11 protein-coding genes are annotated in these 17,215 nt (G+C 70.1%); 5 read left to right on the top strand and 6 right to left on the bottom strand.

Features of this window, described 5'->3' with window-relative positions; all coding sequences use genetic code 11:
• Positions 1–11: 11 nt before the first annotated feature.
• The 6 genes from J5226_RS05850 to J5226_RS05875 form a co-directional block, all read right to left on the bottom strand.
• Positions 12–971 carry a ribokinase gene (locus tag J5226_RS05850; RefSeq protein WP_215838911.1) on the bottom strand — a complete coding sequence of 320 codons (960 nt, stop codon included), beginning with the start codon at positions 969–971 and terminating at the stop codon, positions 12–14.
• Complete coding sequence (locus J5226_RS05855) at positions 968–2,170, bottom strand: serine hydrolase domain-containing protein (protein WP_215838912.1); 1,203 nt, start codon at positions 2,168–2,170, stop codon at positions 968–970. Before J5226_RS05855 ends, J5226_RS05850 begins: the two co-directional genes overlap by 4 nt.
• Before the next feature lie 260 nt (positions 2,171–2,430).
• Positions 2,431–4,722, bottom strand: coding sequence for a TonB-dependent receptor (locus tag J5226_RS05860; protein WP_215838913.1), 2,292 nt, complete (start codon positions 4,720–4,722; stop codon positions 2,431–2,433).
• Positions 4,723–5,094: 372 nt separating this feature from the next.
• Entirely contained in the window at positions 5,095–5,988 is an 894-nt protein-coding gene (locus J5226_RS05865; RefSeq protein ID WP_215838914.1) for a LysR family transcriptional regulator, read from the bottom strand.
• 185 nt (positions 5,989–6,173) lie between these two features.
• Positions 6,174–8,705: a sodium/solute symporter gene (locus J5226_RS05870; RefSeq protein WP_215838915.1), complete on the bottom strand. Its 2,532-nt coding sequence runs from the start codon at positions 8,703–8,705 to the stop codon at positions 6,174–6,176.
• A gap of 71 nt (positions 8,706–8,776) precedes the next feature.
• Positions 8,777–9,631: a CoA ester lyase gene (locus tag J5226_RS05875; RefSeq protein WP_215838916.1), complete on the bottom strand. Its 855-nt coding sequence runs from the start codon at positions 9,629–9,631 to the stop codon at positions 8,777–8,779.
• Positions 9,632–10,103: 472 nt separating this feature from the next.
• Between J5226_RS05875 and J5226_RS05880 the strand changes: the two genes are divergently transcribed.
• The 5 genes from J5226_RS05880 to ubiB all read left to right on the top strand — a co-directional run bounded on the left by J5226_RS05880 (position 10,104) and on the right by ubiB (position 16,884).
• Positions 10,104–11,006, top strand: coding sequence for an alpha/beta fold hydrolase (locus J5226_RS05880; protein WP_215838917.1), 903 nt, complete (start codon positions 10,104–10,106; stop codon positions 11,004–11,006).
• A gap of 9 nt (positions 11,007–11,015) precedes the next feature.
• Entirely contained in the window at positions 11,016–12,680 is a 1,665-nt protein-coding gene (gene oleC, locus J5226_RS05885) for an olefin beta-lactone synthetase (protein ID WP_215838918.1), read from the top strand.
• Positions 12,681–12,829: 149 nt separating this feature from the next.
• On the top strand, positions 12,830–13,828 hold the full coding sequence (gene oleD, locus J5226_RS05890; protein WP_215840334.1) for a 2-alkyl-3-oxoalkanoate reductase: 999 nt from the start codon (positions 12,830–12,832) through the stop codon (positions 13,826–13,828).
• A gap of 705 nt (positions 13,829–14,533) precedes the next feature.
• Positions 14,534–15,193, top strand: a complete 660-nt coding sequence (locus J5226_RS05895; RefSeq protein WP_215838919.1) for an SCP2 sterol-binding domain-containing protein — start codon at positions 14,534–14,536, stop codon at positions 15,191–15,193.
• Complete coding sequence (gene ubiB / locus J5226_RS05900; RefSeq protein WP_215838920.1) at positions 15,190–16,884, top strand: ubiquinone biosynthesis regulatory protein kinase UbiB; 1,695 nt, start codon at positions 15,190–15,192, stop codon at positions 16,882–16,884. Before J5226_RS05895 ends, ubiB begins: the two co-directional genes overlap by 4 nt.
• Positions 16,885–17,215: the final 331 nt, after the last annotated feature.

Below are 17,215 nucleotides of genomic sequence, written 5' to 3' on the forward strand. Positions count from 1 at the left end.
AGGGGGGCGTTTCAGGTCCGCGCGACCGGATCGGAAGGGATCCGAATCGGAGTTCCCGCCGCGAGATCCGGCCTCGCCGCAGTGTGCAGCAGCCGCTCGACCTCGGCATGACTGGGCACGCTGGTTTGCGCGCCCGGTCGCGTGCAGGCCAGCGCCGAGGCCGCGCAGGCGCGGCGCAGCGCGGCCTGGAAGTCGCTGCCGCCGGCCAGCGTGGCGACCAGCGCGCCGCAAAAGGTGTCGCCGGCCGCGGTGGTGTCGACGGCCGCGACCGCGAACGCGTCCTGGCGCAGCGACTCGCCGTCGTCGCGGGCGATGCAGCCGCGCGCGCCGAGCGTCACCACGACGCGCGGCACGCGCAGGGCGGCGAGCGCGGCATCGGGATCGTTCAAGCCGGTCAGCGCGGCGAGTTCGCCTTCGTTGACGATCAGCAGATCGACGTCGTCCAGCAGCGCGGCGGGCAATGTCTGCGCGGGCGCGGCGTTGAGCGCAACGGCAACGCCGGCTTCGCGCGCGCGCCGCGCCCACGCGGCGACCGCGTCGAGCGGCGATTCGAGTTGCAGCAACAGCCACGCCACGCCGTCGAGCGACGGCAAGTCGTCGCCGCGCAGCGCGGCGTTGGCGCCCGGCGCGACGACGATGGAGTTTTCGCCGTCGTCGGCCACGCAGACGAAAGCGGTGCCGGTGGCGCGGTCTTCGATCCGGCGCACGAGCAGTTCGACGCCGCCCTCGCGCAGCGAACGCTCGATCGGCGCGGCGTGCGCGTCCGCGCCGAGCGCGAGCAGCATGCGCGTGGGCGCGCCGCCGGCGCGGGCGCAGGCCAGGGCCTGATTGGCGCCCTTGCCGCCGGGATAGGTCGCCAGTTCGCGGCCGAGCACGGTTTCGCCGGGCGCGGGCGCATGCGCGGCGCGGACGACGAAATCGAGGTTGGCCGAGCCGGCGACGAGTACGGTGCGGGGCGGAAGCGGATTCATGGCGGGGTCGGGGTCGCGTCGATGCCGGCATAGGCCAGACGGTAGAAGTCCTTGCTCAGGCGCGGCGGATCGCCGGCGATGCCGGTGCGCGGCACGTGCTGCAGCAGCGCGATCGCCACGGTTTTGCGGATCGGATCGATGGCGTAGGTGGTCGAGGCCGCGCCGGGCCAGCCGAATTGCCCGGGCGAGGCCGGCGCGGCGCGCTTGGCCGGATCGATCACCACCGCGCCGCCGAAGCCGAAGCCTTCGCCGGGATCGAACTGATGCACCGGCGGATCGAGCATGGTCAGCTGGTTGCGCAGCATCGCCGCGACGGTGTCGGCGCGCAGCACGCGCGGGCCGGGCCCGGCGTCGCGTTCGCCGCAGTCTGCGAGGCCGGAGCGCTCGGCGATGCGTCCGCCGTCGAGCAGCATCTGGGCGAAGCGGGCGTAATCGCAGGCGGTGGAGTACAAACCGCCGGCGCCGCTGGCGTAGGCATTGAGCGGTGCGCCCGGTCGGCGTTGCGAAGGACCGTCGTCCAGGCGCAGACGGCCGTCGTCGCCGGTGGTGGTGAGGTCGGCGATGCGGCCGCGCGCGCCGCGCGCAACCTCGAAGCCGGTGTCGCGCATCCGCAGCGGCGCGAACAGGCGCTCGCGCAGATACGCGTCGAAGGATTGCTGGGAGACGACTTCGACCAGCCGCGCCAAGGTTTCGGTCGCCGCGCCGTCGTATCCGAAGCGCGTGCCCGGGTCGGCGGCCAGCGGCGCCTGCGCGAGGCGCGCGACGAAGCCGGCGAGATCGCTCGCGCCGTGCGGATCGTGAAGGCGGGTGGCGGCGGCGGCGAGTTCGTCGCCCGGCAGGCCGGCGGCGAAACCGGCGGTGTGGGTGAGCAGATGGCGCACCGTGATCGAGCCGCGCGCGGGACGCAGCCGCGGCGCATCGGCGCTGTCGCCGACGGCGACTTGGCGGTCGGCGAGTTCGGGCAGATAGCGTTCGACCGGCGCTTCCACGTCGATCAAGCCGCGTTCGGCCAATTGCATGACCGCGGCCGAAGTCACGGTCTTGCTCATCGAATAAATGCGGAAGATCGTGTCGCGCCGCATCGCGTCGCGGCGGGCGATGTCGCGCTGGCCATAGGCGCGGAAATCGACGATGCGGCCGTCGCGCACGATCAGCGCGACCGCGCCTAGGTAACCGCCTGGGCGGGTAGCCGCGCGCATGAACGCGTGCAAAGGCGCGAACGCGCGATCGTGGCCGGCTGGTACCGCGGCAGGAGCCTCAGACCCGATGCTTTCCGGCTCGCGCGCGGCGGCGTGAGCGCAAAGCATCGGGACTGAAGCCCCTGCCACGAGCGCGCACAAAGCCCAGGCGCGGCGAGGAGGGCGGGAGCGAGCGGACAAGGCGGTTCCTGTGTCGGCGAAAAAGCCGCCGCGGCAGTCCCTGCCGCGGCGGAGCGAAGAACGATCCGAGCGCTGCGCGATCAGAACTTGAAGGTGTGGGTGAGCGAGATCGTGCGTCCGCGGCCGGCCCAGTAGTTCTGGAACCCGCCCGGCGGCTGCGACCAGCTCAGGATGTATTGCTTGTCGAACAGGTTCTCGATGCCGAGCGAGAACTTGCCGTAGCGCTCGGTCTCGTAGTTGAAGCCCAGATCGAACAGGGTGTAGCCCTTGGTGCTTTCGCGGAAGCTGAAGGCGCGGTTGTCGAAGGCGCGCACGTCGCCGCCGGACAGCGTGCGCGAGAACAGCGTGGTCGCGCCGAGGCTCACGTCGGCTTTGGGCAGGAAGTTCCAGGTCAGCGTCCAGGCGAACTTGTCGGGATTGATGTCGAGCACGCCCATCGGCCTGTTGAGTCCGCCCGCGCCGTAGCGGCCGGACGCGTCGGCCGACCAGAACGAGGTCTTGCCGCGGGTGTGCGAGTACACCGCGCTGATCCGCCAGTCCTCGTTGAAGCGCCAGTCGGCGGACAACTCGTAACCCTTGATCCGCACCGGCGCGCGCAGCAGCACCAGATCGTTGGTGACCGGATCGATCGCCAGCGACTGGCCGTAGTCGGACTTGGAATCGTAGTGCGAGGCGCTCAGCGAGCCGCGTTCGCCGCGCCAGTTGAAGCCGAACTCGGTGTTCTTGACCACGATGGCGTTGAGGTCGAGCAGATCGCCGACGCTGATCGGCGGATCGTTCGGGCAACCGTTGGTCTGCACGCTGCCGGCATCGCCCGAGCACTGCACGTTGCGCAGCGGGATGCCGACGTTGGCCAGAGTGAAGCCTTCGCCGTAGGAGCCGAACACCGACCACTGCTCGTCGACGCGCCAGACCGCGCCGAAGTTGGTCAGGTTCTCTTGATAGTCCAAAGTGCCGCCGCCGACGTTGCGGCGGTCGCGGTACCAGGTGGTGGTGTAGCTGTCCACGTGCAGTTCGCCGTCCTCGCGGCGGATGCCGCCGGACAGCGTCACCGGGCCGATGTCCCACGACAGCTGCATCCACGGCGCGCGGCTCGTGTACTCCATCGGCGGCACCCACAGCCGGTCGGTCAGCGCCAGACGCTGCTGCGCGGTGTCTTTCACCAGATCCAGGCCCAGGCGCAGTTCCAGGCCTTCGACCGAGAACAGCGACGGCCGCGCCCACGAGGTGCGCAGGCCCTTCTTGTTGGTGACGATCTCCGATTGGTCCCAGACCGAGCCGATCGGCCCCAGCTGCGGGTCCTGGCGGTCGATGGTGTTCTCCGGCAGGTAGCGCATTTCCTGATCGGCCTTGTAGCCGTTCACGGTCAGCGTGCCGCCGAAGAAATCGCTGTGGGTGTAGGTGAGCTGGTATTGCTTGAAGTCGTTGATCGCGGCCTTGGAGCCGAAGATCTTGCCGCGCTCGGAGGTGTTGGTGCGGGTGTCGCCGCACAGCGCGCGCTCGTCGGGGCGGCAGCCCAGCACCTGGATGTAGTTGGCCTTGCCTTCGATGTTGAAGTGGCTGACCGAGCCTTCGATGCGCTGGGTGCCGTCCTCGCCGAAGTCGTAGCCGGCCTTGAGGAACAGGTTGCGCGATTCGGTGTCGGCCAGCGAGCCGCTGGTGTTCATGCCGATGCGGCGGCCGTTGCCGTCGTAGGTGATGCCGCGGTCCAGGAACGAGGCGCTGGCGAGCATGTCGAAATTGCCGGCCTTGCGGGCGAAGTTGAAGCCGAGCTTCCAACCCGCGCTGTCGTCCTTGAACTGGGTGGTGTAGCGGCTGATGACGGTGAACTCGTTGCCTTCCTTGGTCGGCGCGGCGGAGAGGTAGTTGATGATGCCGCCGGCGGCGCCGATGCCTTCGGACGCAGACGGGCCGTTGATGACTTCGATGCGGCCGACGATGCCCATGTCGGTGAAGGTGCCGTTGCGGGTGCCTTCGCGCAGCGGCGAGCCCTGCGGCACGCCGTCGAACAGACGCAGAGCGACGCGGCCACGCAGGTTCTCGCCGGTGTTGCTCATCGCCTGCGAGGATTCGGCGTAGCCCGGCACCGAGCGCGCCAGCACCGCGGTCGCGTCTTCGGTCAGCACCAGGCTGCGCGCGAGTTCGGCCTTCGACACCAGGGTGATCGCGCCGGGAATCTTGTCCACCGCCTTGGGGCTGCGGGTGCCGGTGACCACGACGTTGTCGAGGTTGACCGCGGCGCGCGAGGACTCGTCCTTCTGCGCTTGCGTCGGTTCGGCCGGCGCCGGCGCGGCGTCCTGGGCGAGGGCGGTGCCGGCGGCGAAGGAGAGCAGCAAGGCGCTGCCGATCGCGGCGGAAAGTGGCTTGAGCATGTTCGGTTCCGTCGTGGTGGTGCGAAGGCCGGCGCGCGCCGCGTGCGGCGTCGCGCATGGGTCCGGCGTTGGCCCGACGGCAGCGTGGCCGCGTCCTTGTGGCGACGTCCCCGACATCGCGCGATCCCCGGATGTTGGCGAGACTATGCGTTCGCCCGGCGGCGTAGAACCGTTGCGCGCTATGTTCAGAGGCTAGGTTTTGTTGGGTGAGGCGTTAGGGATTCTTGTTGCGTTGCAACGTAAATGCGAGGAAATAGCGGGTAGGAGAGCGGTGGGGTTTCGTTTCAGGCTGTAGGAGCTGCGCGAGCTGCGACCGCGGGCTTGCACGGTCGCGCCGTATGCGCGGTGTCGCGGTCGCGGCTCACGCCGCTCCTACAGGGGCTTGGGGCCGTTGCGTTGCTGCATGGCTTTTTTGCTTTCCTGCAGCAGCACGGTGACCAGGCGCACGCGTACGCTCGAACGCGACCAGACGATGCCGATGCAGCGCTTGGCCGAAGCGTCGGGCAGCGGGATGCGCGCGAGTTTCAGGCCTTCGGGCCACGGTTGCGCCCAGTCGGGCACCAGCGAGACGCCGAGGCCGCGGTCGACCATCACCGCGATGGCGTTGAGCGCGTTCAACTCGAAGCGCTCGCGCGGGGCGATGCGCTGCGCGCGCAGGTATTCGTCGGCCTGACGGCCGCCCCATTGGTGGCGGTCGTAGCGGATCAACGGCTGGGTGGCGAGCAGTTCGTGCGGGTCGCGGTCGCCCAGGTGCGCGGGCGCGAGCACGATCAGCGGTTCCTCGCGCAGCAGCTGCCATTCGCAGGTCTTGGGCAGCGGGAACGGCGCCTGCAGCACGATGGCCGCGTCGAGGTCGCCCTGATCGACCGCGTGATAGAGATCGGCCGAATAGCCCGGTTTGATGAACACGTTGATCTGCGGAAACGTCTCGACCATGCGCGCGAGCACGTCGGGCAGGATGCCGGCCAGCGCGGTCGGGCAGGCGCCCAGACGCAGTTCGCCGGCGACTTCGCTTTCGGTGGCGACGCTGCGCAGGTCGGCGACGTTGCGCAGCAGTTCGCGCGTGCGCGGCAGGATCCGCGCGCCTTCCTCGGTGACGCTGACGGTGCGGCCGACGCGCGCGATCAGCGGCGCGCCGATCTCGCGTTCGAGCGTGCGGATCTGTTGCGCGACCGCGGCCGGAGTGATGCCGAGCACGCGCGCGGCGGCGGCCATCGAGCCTTGGTCGACGATGGTGACGAAGGTGTTGAGGAACTGGGTTTCCACGGCGGCTCGCGTTCGTTGTCGGGCAACGCTACCTCAGGCGGGTGGGTGGGGCTACTTCCATTGGTCACCTTTTCAGCAGGTGGGCCGTCCTCGCCGCAACTGCGTCCCGACGCGAACGCAGGGCGTTCGGGCGGTCGATGCCGCGCTAGCGCGCCTTCTCGCCCCGTTCCGAGGGCGAAGGATTTTCAAGCGTTTTCGTTGCCAACGGTTTCCTCTCCCGCTTGGTCGATCCGGCGCTCCGACGCGGCGGATGAAGGTTTGCTGCGGAAAATCGTCAACCCTTCCAAGGACTGCGACGGCGCCGGGAAGAACAGGCTCGCCAGATAGCCGATCACGATGCACAGCGCGATCGAGATCGCCAGATAGTAGTAAGGATGCACCGCGCGCAAGGTCCAGATGCCCAAGGTCAGCACGATGCTCGCGCCGATCCCGATCGCCACGCCCTGCCAGTTGGCGCGGCGGGTGAACATGCCCAAGGTGTACGCGCCGGCGAAACCGCCGCCGAGCAGGCCGGCCAGTTCGATGGAGACGTCGAACAGCGAATGGATGTCGAACTTCGACAGCAGCAGCGCCGCGCCGATGCCGATCAACCCGACCACCACGGTCATCAGCTCAGCGAAGCGCACGCTCTGCTGCGGGGTGTGGCCCTTGTGCAGCTTCTCGTAGAAATCCACCGAGATCAGCGTCGCCACCGAGTTCATGATTCCCGACAGCGTCGCCATCGCCGCGGCGAAGATGCCGGCGATGATGAGCCCGGTCACGCCCACCGGCAGTTCGGCGGCGATGAACATCGGGAAGGTCGCGTCGATCGGCAGCAGCGGATTCATGCGCTCGGGGTGTTCGCGGTAGTACACGAACATCGCGGTGCCGATGGTGTAGAAGACGATGCCGCCGGGAATCATGATCGCGGCGAACGCCCAGATCGAACGGCCGGCTTCGCGCGCCGAACTGGTCGACAAAGTGCGCTGCATCAGCACCTGATCCTTGGGGAAGGTCAGCACCACCTCGAACAGCACCAGGAACAAAAAGCCCCAGATGGTGGCCTTGGTGAGGTCGAAGCTGAAATCGAAGGTGTGCATCTTGCCTTCGGCCATCGCCGTGGACCAGAACTGGCCGAAGCCGCCGCGCAGGCCCCAGATCATGAAGCCGATGGCGAAGATCGCGCCGCCCATCTTGACGATGACTTGCACGAAGTCGGTCCAGATCACCGCCTTCATTCCGCCCATCGCGGTGTAGACGATGGTGAAGCCGCCCATCAGCAGCACGCTCCAGAACACGCTGATGCCGGTGATGGTGGCGATCGCCAGCGCCGGCAGGAACAGGATCACGCTCATGCGGCTGCCGATCTGCACGAACACGCACAAGGCGCTGGCGAGCATGCGGATGGACGGGTGGAAGCGGGTTTCCAGGTACGAGAACACCGACATCAGGTCGAGCCGGCGCAGCAGCGGCACCACCCAGATCGCCACGAAGATCAATCCGCCGACGGCGATGATGTTGTTCGCCATGTACTGCCAGTTGGTCTCGAAGGCCTTGGCGGGAATGGCGATGAAGCTGATCGAGCTGGTGTTGGCCGCGTACAGGCTGATGCCGGCGGCCCAGAACGGGATGCTGCGGCCGCCGACGAAGAAGCTGGCGGTGTTGCCGCGCTTCTCGCGCAGATAGAAGTACAGGCCGATGCCGATCATGCCGGCGAGGTAGACGACGATGACCACCCAGTCGAGCCAGTGCAGGCGCAGTTTGTTGGATTGGATCTGGGCGGTGGCGAACTGGGTGCGCGCGCCGTCGCTGCGCGCCCACATCAGGCCGTCGGGCCAGACCGCGGTGGCGACGGCGTCGCTGGGCACCTGCGCGCCGGGCAGCTCGGCCCAGGCGCCGGTGATGGTTTGATAGGTTTTGAGCCGCGCCGGCGCGTGCGCGACGGGTTGCACGGGAATCAGCAGATGCGCCTGACCGGTGGCGCGGCCGGCGCCGGGCACGACTTGGCCGGGCACGCGGCCGGCGTCGGTCCAGGCGGCGGGGCCGGGCGTCCAGCGCAGCAGGCGGTCGGCGCCGCCGGCCGGATCGGCGAGCGCGACGAACAAGGATTTGGTCTGGAACAGCAGGCTGCGCGGCGCGCCGGGCGCGGTCCAGCGTTTCGCCGCGGTCCACGCGGCGTCGTCGTCGCCGAGCGGGCGCTGGTAGAAGCGCGCGGCGCCGTCGGGGCCGAGGCCGGCGAGGTAGAGCGTGTCGGCGGACCAGGCCGCGACCGCGTCGCGCAAGGGTTCCGGCGCGGCCGGCAAGGCGCGCGCGCGCAGCGTCGTCGCGTCGGCTTGCAGGCGCGCCAGCACGTCGCCGGCCGCGAACACATAGGCCTGGGCGCCGTCGCCGACGACCGCGCGCGCCGCGCCGAGGGCCGCCGCATCCCAGTGCAAGGCGCGCCATTGGCTCGCGCCGGCGTCCAATCGCCACGCGCCGTTGCCGGCGAGCGCGATGGTGGCGCCGTCGAGTTGGGCGACGCCGATCAGCGGCGCCGCGGTCTGCAACGGCGGCAACGCGCCGGCGCGCAGCGGCGTCAGCGGTTCGGCGCGCAGCGGCGCGGTCAGCGTCAGCAGCAGCGCCAGGACGCAAGCGGCGAACGCGCGCGCCCAGAACCGGCGAACGCTCGAGCCCGCGAGCGCAGGAGGCGCGCGGAACGCGCGATGGCCGAACCTTACCGACTGCGACTGCTGCGACATCCGCTCCCGTCCCCTCAAGCTTGCGCGGCGCCGTTCGCGCCGCGCTGCCGCGGCGCGCCGGCCGCGGCCGTTCACGGCCGTTCCGCGGTGGCGAGCAAAGCCTGCGCGCGCTTGAGGAACGGCCGGTCGATCATGCGCCCATCGACCACGAACACGCCGCGGCCGCCGTCGGCGGCGTGGCCGGCGGCGGCGACGATGCGCCGCGCCCGCTCCAGTTCCTCGGCGCCGGCGGCGAACGCGCGGTTGGCGAGCCCGACCTGACGCGGGTGCAGGCAGGTCTTGCCAAGGAAGCCCAGGCGCTTGGCCACCAGCGCTTCGTCGAAATAACCGGCTTCGTCGTGCAGGTCGGCGTAGGCGCCGTCGAGCGCGAACACCCCGGCCTGGGCCGCGGCCATGCGCACCGCGAACAGCGCGGCGTGGACGTTGGCGCGGTCGTCGCGGGCGATGCCCTGCGCTTCGAACAAATCCGCCAGACCCAGTTGCAGGCCGGCCACGCGCGGGTGCGCGCCGGCGATGTCGGCCGCGGCGAGCAATGCGCGCGGGGTTTCGATATTGACCAGCAGGCCGATCGGGCGGGCCACGCCGTTGCGCGCTTCGGCGCGTTCCAGCGCGGCGACGGCGTCGTGCAGGGCCGCGGCCGATTCGATCTTGGGCAGGTTGATGAGGTCGGTGCCTTCGCGCGCGACCGCGGCCAGATCGGCGGCGAAGTGCTCGCTGCCGGGCGCGTTGACCCGCACGATCATCAGCTTGGACGAAGCCGCGACGGCGCCGGAGGCGAGGAACCCGGCGACGGCGACGCGCGCGGCGGCTTTGCGCTCGGGCGCGACCGCGTCCTCCAGATCGAAGGACAGCGCATCGGCGGCGCCGGCCAAAGCCTTGTCGAACAGCTCCGGCCGCGCGCCCGGGACGAACAGCTTGCTACGCATGGCGGGGCGGGGCGGCGGCATTCATGGTCCGGCGAGTGTGCGGCAAGCGCCCGCGGGCATTGGCACAGGGGCGGCATGTTCAAACGATAGGTTTTGTTTGGATCGGCGCGGCGATTGCGTGGGTTTGTTTGCGGGGATGGTGTGGGCGAGGCTTCGGGCTCGCGCCGCTCCTACAGGTAGCCCATGCGGCGCCCGAAACCTTGGTAGGAGCGGCGTAAGCCGCGACCCACCGCAGCAACGAACGAAAGCGCCCCGCCCCGAAGCCCGGACAATCGGTCTGGCCCCACCTTCCGCGCCGCTCACCCCACCCCCTGTAGGAGCGGCGCAAGCCGCGACCGCGAACCTTCAACCTCCGGCGCCCCCCGCCCCAGGCGCTCGCCGCCCCCGCAAAAATTCCCCATCCGGCCCCAGCACCCGATAATGGCCGCCTGTCCGCCAGGCCCGCCCCGCGCGCGCCGCCACCGAGTCCCCGATGACGTCCAGCCTCCGCTTCCCCGACTACCCGTTCCAGCCGCAGCGTTTCGAGGTCCGCCCGGGGATCGGGCTGAGCTACCTCGACCAAGGCCCGCGCGACGGCGAAGTGGTGGTGATGCTGCACGGCAACCCCTCGTGGAGCTACTACTGGCGCAAGCTGACCCTGGGCCTGCACGACCGCTACCGCTGCATCGTCCCCGACCACGTCGGCATGGGCCTGTCCGACAAGCCCGACGACGCGGGCTACGACTACACCCTGCAATCGCGCGTCGACGACGTCGAGAAACTGCTCCAGCACCTCGGCATCGCCGGCCCGATGACCCTGGCCGTGCACGACTGGGGCGGCGGCATCGGCTTCGGCTGGGGCCTCAAGCATTCCGATCAGATCAAGCGGCTGGTCATCACCAACACCGGCGCGTTCCCGCTGCCGGCGGCCAAGCCGCTGCCCAAGCGCCTGCGCCTGGGCCGCGATTCGTCGATCGGCACCGGCCTGATCCGCGGCTTCAACGCCTTCGCCGGCGGTGCCGCGCGCCTGGGCGTGGCCAAGCCGATGCCGGCCGAGGTGCGCCGCGCCTACGTCGCGCCGTACGACTCGTGGGCCAACCGCATCGCCACCTCGCGCTTCGTCCAGGACATCCCGCTGGGCGAGGGCGACAAGGCCTGGGCGCTGGTGCAAGCGATGGGCCGCAAGCTGCCCGAATACGCCGACCGCCCGGCCTTCATCGGCTGGGGCCTGGGCGATTTCGTGTTCGACCACCACTTCCTCAAGGGCTTCACCGACGCGCTGCCGCAGGCCGAGGTGCACGCGTTCAAGGACGCCGGCCACTACGTGCTGGAAGACAAGGCCGACGAACTGGTGCCGGCGATCCGCGCCTTCCTCGACCGCAACCCGCTGAGCTGAGCCGCGCGCATGGACGCTTCGAACGCAACGGTCTGCAACATCGCCGCCTCGCTGCCGCGGCTGGCGGCGCAATCGCCGCAACGCGTGGCGATGCGCTGCCCCGGCACGCGCGGGCCCGACGGGTTGGCGCGCTACGACGTCGAACTCACCTACGCCGAACTCGACCGCCGCAGCGACGCCATCGCCGCCGGTCTGGCCCAGCGCGGGATCGTGCGCGGCACCCGCACCGCGGTGATGGTGCGGCCCTCGCCCGAGTTCTTCCTGCTGATGTTCGCCTTGTTCAAGGCCGGCGCGGTGCCGGTATTGATCGACCCGGGCATCGACAAGCGCGCGCTGCGCCAATGCCTGGACGAAGCCGCGCCGGAAGCCTTCATCGGCATTCCGCTGGCGCACGTCGCGCGCGTGGTGCTGGGCTGGGCGAAGTCGGCGCGCATCCGCATCACCACCGGCGCGCGCGCGTTCCTCGCCGACGACACGCTCGCGCGCGTGGAGCGCGCGGGCGAGGGCGCGGGTTCGCAGTTGGCCGATACGCAGGCCGACGAAGTCGCCGCCATCGTGTTCACCAGCGGCTCGACCGGGGTCCCTAAGGGCGTGGTGTTCCGCCATCGCCATTTCGTCGCCCAGATCGAAATGATGGGCGAGGCCTTCGGCATCGCGCCGGGCGGCGTCGATTTGCCGACCTTCCCGCCGTTCGCGCTGTTCGATCCCGCGCTGGGCCTGACCTCGGTGATTCCCGACATGGACCCGACCCGGCCGGCGCAGGCCGATCCGGCGAAATTGCACGATGCGTTGCGCCGCTTCGGCTGCGATCAGCTGTTCGGTTCGCCCGCGCTGATGGCGGTGCTGGCGAACTACGGCCAGCCGCTGCCGACGCTGCGCCGGGTCACTTCGGCCGGCGCGCCGGTGCCGCCGGACACGGTAGCCAAGCTGCGCGAGCTGATGCACGAGGACGCCCAGTTCTGGACGCCGTACGGCGCCACCGAATGCTTGCCGGTGGCGGTGATCGAGGGCCGCGAACTGCAGTCCACGCGCGCGGCCACCGAGGCCGGCGCGGGCACCTGCGTGGGCCGCGCGGTGGCGCGCAACGAGGTGCGCATCATCCGCGTCAGCGACGAAGCCATCGAGCAGTGGTCGGACGACGGACTGGTTCCCGCCGGCACCGTCGGCGAGATCACCGTGGCGGGGCCGACCGCGACCGACGCGTACTTCAACCGCGACCACATGACCAAGCTCGCCAAGATCCGCGAGCGCCACGGCGCGGGCGAGCGCATCGTCCATCGCATGGGCGATGTGGGTTATCTCGACGAGCAAGGGCGGCTGTGGTTCTGCGGCCGCAAGAGCCATCGCGTGGAAACCGCGAACGGCCCGCTCTATACCGAGCAGGTCGAGCCGGTGTTCAACACCCATGCCAAGGTGCGCCGCACCGCGCTGGTCGGCACCGGCGAGAAGGGTTCGCAGCGGCCGCTGCTGTGGGTGGAACTGCACCAGCCGCGCATCGGCAACCGCGAGCGCGAGCGCATCGTCGAGGAACTGCGCGAGATCGGCGCGAAGCACGCGCATACCGCCGGCATCGAGCGGTTCCGGTTCCATCCGGGGTTTCCGGTGGACATCCGCCACAACGCCAAGATCGGGCGCGAGAAGCTCGCGCTGCAGGCGCGCGCGATCGGCGATTGATCCGTCGCGCGGCGTCGGCGCGGCGTATGCGCCGACGCCGCGAGCCGCGCATCGCGTCCGACCGCGGTCTCCAGCTGTCGGCCAGCCGACACTCCCGGCCGGCCGCAGCGCCTATCATTTCCCCACGCACATTCATGGACCCCAACGCGATGAAGATCTTGGTGACCGGCGGCGGCGGCTTCCTCGGACAAGCGCTGTGCCGCGGCCTGATCGCGCGCGGCCATGACGTGGTCAGCTTCAATCGCGGCCATTACCCGGCGCTGGATCCGCTCGGCGTGACCCAGATCCAGGGCGACCTCGCCGACCGCGACGCCGTGGTCGCCGCCGCGCAGGGCTGCGGCGCGATCTTCCACAACGCCGCCAAGGCCGGCGCCTGGGGCAGCTACGAGAGCTACCACCAGGCCAACGTGGTCGGGACCGAGAACGTGCTCGCCGCCTGCCGCGCGCACGGCATCGGCAAGCTCGTCTACACCTCCACGCCCAGCGTCACCCACCGCGCGACCCATCCGGTCGAAGGCGGCAGCGCTGAGACCGTGCCCTACGGCGAAGGCTTCAAAGCCCACTACGCCACGACCAAGACCCTCGCCGAAAAAGCCGTGCTCGCGGCCAACTCGCCGCAGCTGGCGACCGTCGCGCTGCGTCCGCGGCTGATCTGGGGCGTGGGCGACAACCAACTGCTGCCGCGCTTGGTCCAGCGCGCCAACGCCGGCCGCCTGCGCTTCGTCGGCACCGGCGAAAACCGCATCGACACCACCTACATCGACAACGCCGCGCAGGCCCACTTCGATGCCTTCGAGCATCTCGCGCCGGGCGCGGCCTGCGCCGGCAAGGCCTATTTCGTCAGCAACGGCGATCCGCGCACCGTGCGCGACACCCTCAACGGCCTGCTCGGCGCGGTCGGCGCGCCGCAAGTGAGCAAGACCTTGCCGTTCCGCGCGGCGTACGTCATCGGCGCGATCTGCGAAGGCCTGTGGACGCTGCTGCCGCTCAAGGGCGAACCGCCGATGACGCGGTTCCTGGCCGAACAGCTTTCGACCACGCACTGGTACGACATGGGCCCGGCCCGGCGCGACTTCGGCTACGTGCCGCAAGTGAGCTTCGACGAAGGGCTGGCGCGGGTGAAGGCCGCACAAGCCAGCACGCGCTGATCGCCTCCCGCCCGCAGCCCCTGTAGGAGCGGCGCAAGCCGCGACCGCGGGGCCACAAGCTCGCGCCGGACGCTGGGATTCGGCGTCGCAACTCGCACCGACCACGGACTTCGAGCCTTCGCCGACCGCCGGGATTCGCGGTCGCGGCTCGCGCTGCTCCTACAGGTCGCCCATGCAGCTTCCGAAGCCCCCTGTAGGAGCGGCGCAAGCCGCGACCACGGGGCCACAAGCCCGCGCCGAACGCTGGGATTCGGCGTCGCAACTCGCACCGACCACGGACTTCGAGCCGTCGCCGACCGCCGGGATTCGCGGTCGCGGCTCACGCCGCTCCTACAGGTCGCCCATGCAGCCTCCGAAGCCCCTTGTAGGAGCGGCGTAAGCCGCGACCGCGGGGCCACAAGCTCGCGTCGGCAGCCAGGATTCGGCGTCGTAACTCGCACCGACCACGGACTTCGAGCCGTCGCCGGCTGCCGGGATTCGCGGTCGCGGCTTACGCCGCTCCTACAGGTCGCCCATGCCGCTTCCGAAGCCCCTGTAGGAGCGGCGCAAGCCGCGACGCGGCCCTCGCCCGCGGCGAAGGATTCCCAACCGCCCGCATTCCCCCGACCCGCATCGAACCCCTCCAGCCAAGCCGCGTCCCTAAACCGCACCGCCCTTGCACAAAGCGCTAACAGCCCCGTGCGCGGCCGCGGATAGAATGGACGCATGAACGATTCCGCCTCGCCCCTGGATGCGCTCAAGCCGCTCGCCGGCCGCGCCCTGGAAGCCGCGCTCAACCGCGCGCTCGCGCTCGATCCCGACACCCGCGCCGGCCTGTCCGCGCTCGACGGCCGCAGCATCGCCTTGCATCTGGCCGAGCCGCCGCTGGCCGCGCGCATCCTGGTCGCCGGCGAACGCCTGGAGGTCGGGCCGGTGCGCAGCAGCGACGAGCCGGACCTGTCGGTGCGCAGCACCCTCGGCGCGATCTTCGCCCAGCTGCCGGCGCTGCTCGGCGCGGCGCGCAACGAGCAGGCCGCGCCGGTCGGCAAGCTGCGCATCGAAGGCGACGCCGATCTGGCCCGGCGCCTGCAACGGCTGGCCGAACGTTTCGATCCCGACTGGCAGCAGCCTTTCACCGCGGTGTTCGGCGACCTCGTCGGCGTGCAGATCGCCAACGCCGTGGCCGGCGCGCTGCGCCACGCGCGCGACGCCGGCGCCGCCTTCGCCAGCAACGCCGCCGACTACCTGACCGAAGAAAGCCGCGACCTGGTGCCGCGCGCCGAGCTCGACGCCTTCCACGACGACGTCGACGCGCTGCGCGACGACGTCGAGCGCGCGGCCGCGCGGGTGGCGCGCTTGCGCGTCCGCGCGGGAAGCGGCGCATGAGGTCCGCGACCCGCGCCTGGCGCATCGGCCGCGTGCTGCTGCGCTACCGCCTCGACGCGCTGCTCGACGACACCCCGGCCGAGCGTTGGCTCAAGCTGGCGCGGCCGTTCGTGCCGCGCGCCTCGGCCGAAGTCGCGGCGATGTCGCGCGGTGCGCGCCTGCGTCTGGCGCTGCAGGAACTGGGCCCGATCTTCGTCAAGTTCGGGCAGATCCTGTCGACCCGCCGCGACCTGGTGCCGCCGGACATCGCCGCCGAACTGACCTTGCTGCAGGACCGGGTCAAACCCTTCGACGGCGAGACCGCGCGGCGCATCGTCGAGGGCGCGCTGGAGCGCGCGATCGACGAAGCCTTCGACCGCTTCGACATCGAACCCTTGGCCTCGGCGTCCATCGCCCAGGTCCACGCCGCGCGCCTGCCCGCGCAAGGCGACCGGCCCGCACGCGAAGTCGTGGTCAAGGTGTTGCGCCCGGACATCGAGGGCAAGATCGCCGGCGACATCGCGCTGCTCAAGGCGCTGGCGGCGCTGGTCGACCGCGCCCATCCCAACGCCGACAAAATCCGTCCGCGCGCGATCGTCGCCGAGATCGAAAGCACGCTCGCCGCCGAACTCGACTTGCAGCGCGAAGGCGCCAACGCCAGCGTGCTGCGCCGGTTCTGGGCCGACAGCGACGACATGTACGTGCCCGAGGTGATCTGGACCCACACCTCCGAGCGCGCGCTGACCTTGGAACGCGTGTACGGCATCCCCTCCGACGACATCGCCGCGCTCGACGCCGCCGGCATCGACCGCCGCGCGCTCGCCGCCAAGGGCGTGCGGGTGTTCTACACCCAGGTGTTCCGCGACAACTTCTTCCACGCCGACGCGCACGCCGGCAACATCTGGGTCGACAGCGACCCGGCGCGCCGCCACAACCCGCGCTTCATCGCCCTGGATTTCGGCATCATGGGCCAGTTGTCGGACGAGGATCAGTACTACCTCGCCGAGAACTTCATGGCGATCTTCAATCGCGATTACCGCCGCATCGCCGAACTGCACGTGCAGGCCGGCTGGATGCCGGCGCACATCCGCATCGACGAACTGGAAGCGGCCACGCGCGCGGTGTGCGAGCCGTACTTCACCCGCCCGCTCAGCGAGATTTCGCTGGCCGAGGTGTTGGTCAAGCTGTTCCGCACCGCGCAGCGCTACGAGCTGACCTTGCAGCCGCAGCTGATCCTGCTGCAGAAGACCTTGCTCAACATCGAAGGCGTGGGCCGCTTGCTCGACCCCAAGCTCGACATCTGGGCGGTGGCGCGGCCGGTGCTGCAGCGCATCCTGCTCGACCGCTACAGCCCGCAGCGGCTGGCGGGCGAGTTCCGCAAGCGCTTGCCGGAGTTGGTGACGCGCGCGCCGGAAATGCCGCGCTTGCTGCATGCGTGGTTGAGCCAGCAGGTGGCGGGGCAGCACGAGTTGAAGATGCGCTCGGGCGATATCGTCGAGCTCAACCGCACGATCAAGGACGCGGTGCGGCGGACGGTGTCGGCGATTTTGGGGACCGGGCTGCTGATCGTGTCGGCGGTGCTGTACGGGCTGGAATCGGGCGGTCCGCGGTTTTGGTCGATCCCGGCGTCGTCGTGGATCGCGGGATTGGGCGGTATTTGGGCGTTGTTGGCGGCTTGGCCGCGGCGGCGTCGGCGGCGGTGGTTCAAGTAAATCGGGCGTGCTGTGCGGGTGTCTTGCCGATGGGCGGGCGGTGATCGTTTCGCCGTGGGCGGGGTTTCGCGGTCGCAGCTCGCGCAGCTCCTACCGTCGGATACGAAACTCGCCGGAGCCTCTGTAGGAGCGGCGCAAGCCGCGACCGCACTGCCGCGATAACGACGCCCCTACCTACCCGTCATTCCGGCGAAAGCCGGAATCCATTTTGACTTTGCCGTTGGTTTTGCCTTCAACGCAGCAACGAGTGACGACGAGCTCCGATCAAGAGCGTTCCGTCCGCAAGCGGCCGGGTCACTTTCTTTGTCTTGCCAAAGAAAGTAACCAAAGA

The sequence above is a fragment of the Lysobacter sp. K5869 genome, assembly GCF_018847975.1.
Classification (GTDB): Bacteria; Pseudomonadota; Gammaproteobacteria; order Xanthomonadales; family Xanthomonadaceae; genus Lysobacter.

What these genes read in the sequence shown, in the direction of transcription:
- J5226_RS05860 (WP_215838913.1), bottom strand. Translation starts at nt 4,722, where the DNA reads ATGCTCAAGCCACTTTCCGCCGCGATCGGCAGCGCCTTGCTGCTCTCC.
- oleD (WP_215840334.1), top strand. Translation starts at nt 12,830, where the DNA reads ATGAAGATCTTGGTGACCGGCGGCGGCGGCTTCCTCGGACAAGCGCTG.
- J5226_RS05875 (WP_215838916.1), bottom strand. Translation starts at nt 9,631, where the DNA reads ATGCGTAGCAAGCTGTTCGTCCCGGGCGCGCGGCCGGAGCTGTTCGAC.
- J5226_RS05850 (WP_215838911.1), bottom strand. Translation starts at nt 971, where the DNA reads ATGAATCCGCTTCCGCCCCGCACCGTACTCGTCGCCGGCTCGGCCAAC.
- J5226_RS05880 (WP_215838917.1), top strand. Translation starts at nt 10,104, where the DNA reads ATGACGTCCAGCCTCCGCTTCCCCGACTACCCGTTCCAGCCGCAGCGT.
- oleC (WP_215838918.1), top strand. Translation starts at nt 11,016, where the DNA reads ATGGACGCTTCGAACGCAACGGTCTGCAACATCGCCGCCTCGCTGCCG.
- J5226_RS05895 (WP_215838919.1), top strand. Translation starts at nt 14,534, where the DNA reads ATGAACGATTCCGCCTCGCCCCTGGATGCGCTCAAGCCGCTCGCCGGC.
- ubiB (WP_215838920.1), top strand. Translation starts at nt 15,190, where the DNA reads ATGAGGTCCGCGACCCGCGCCTGGCGCATCGGCCGCGTGCTGCTGCGC.
- J5226_RS05855 (WP_215838912.1), bottom strand. Translation starts at nt 2,170, where the DNA reads ATGCGCGCGGCTACCCGCCCAGGCGGTTACCTAGGCGCGGTCGCGCTG.
- J5226_RS05870 (WP_215838915.1), bottom strand. Translation starts at nt 8,705, where the DNA reads ATGTCGCAGCAGTCGCAGTCGGTAAGGTTCGGCCATCGCGCGTTCCGC.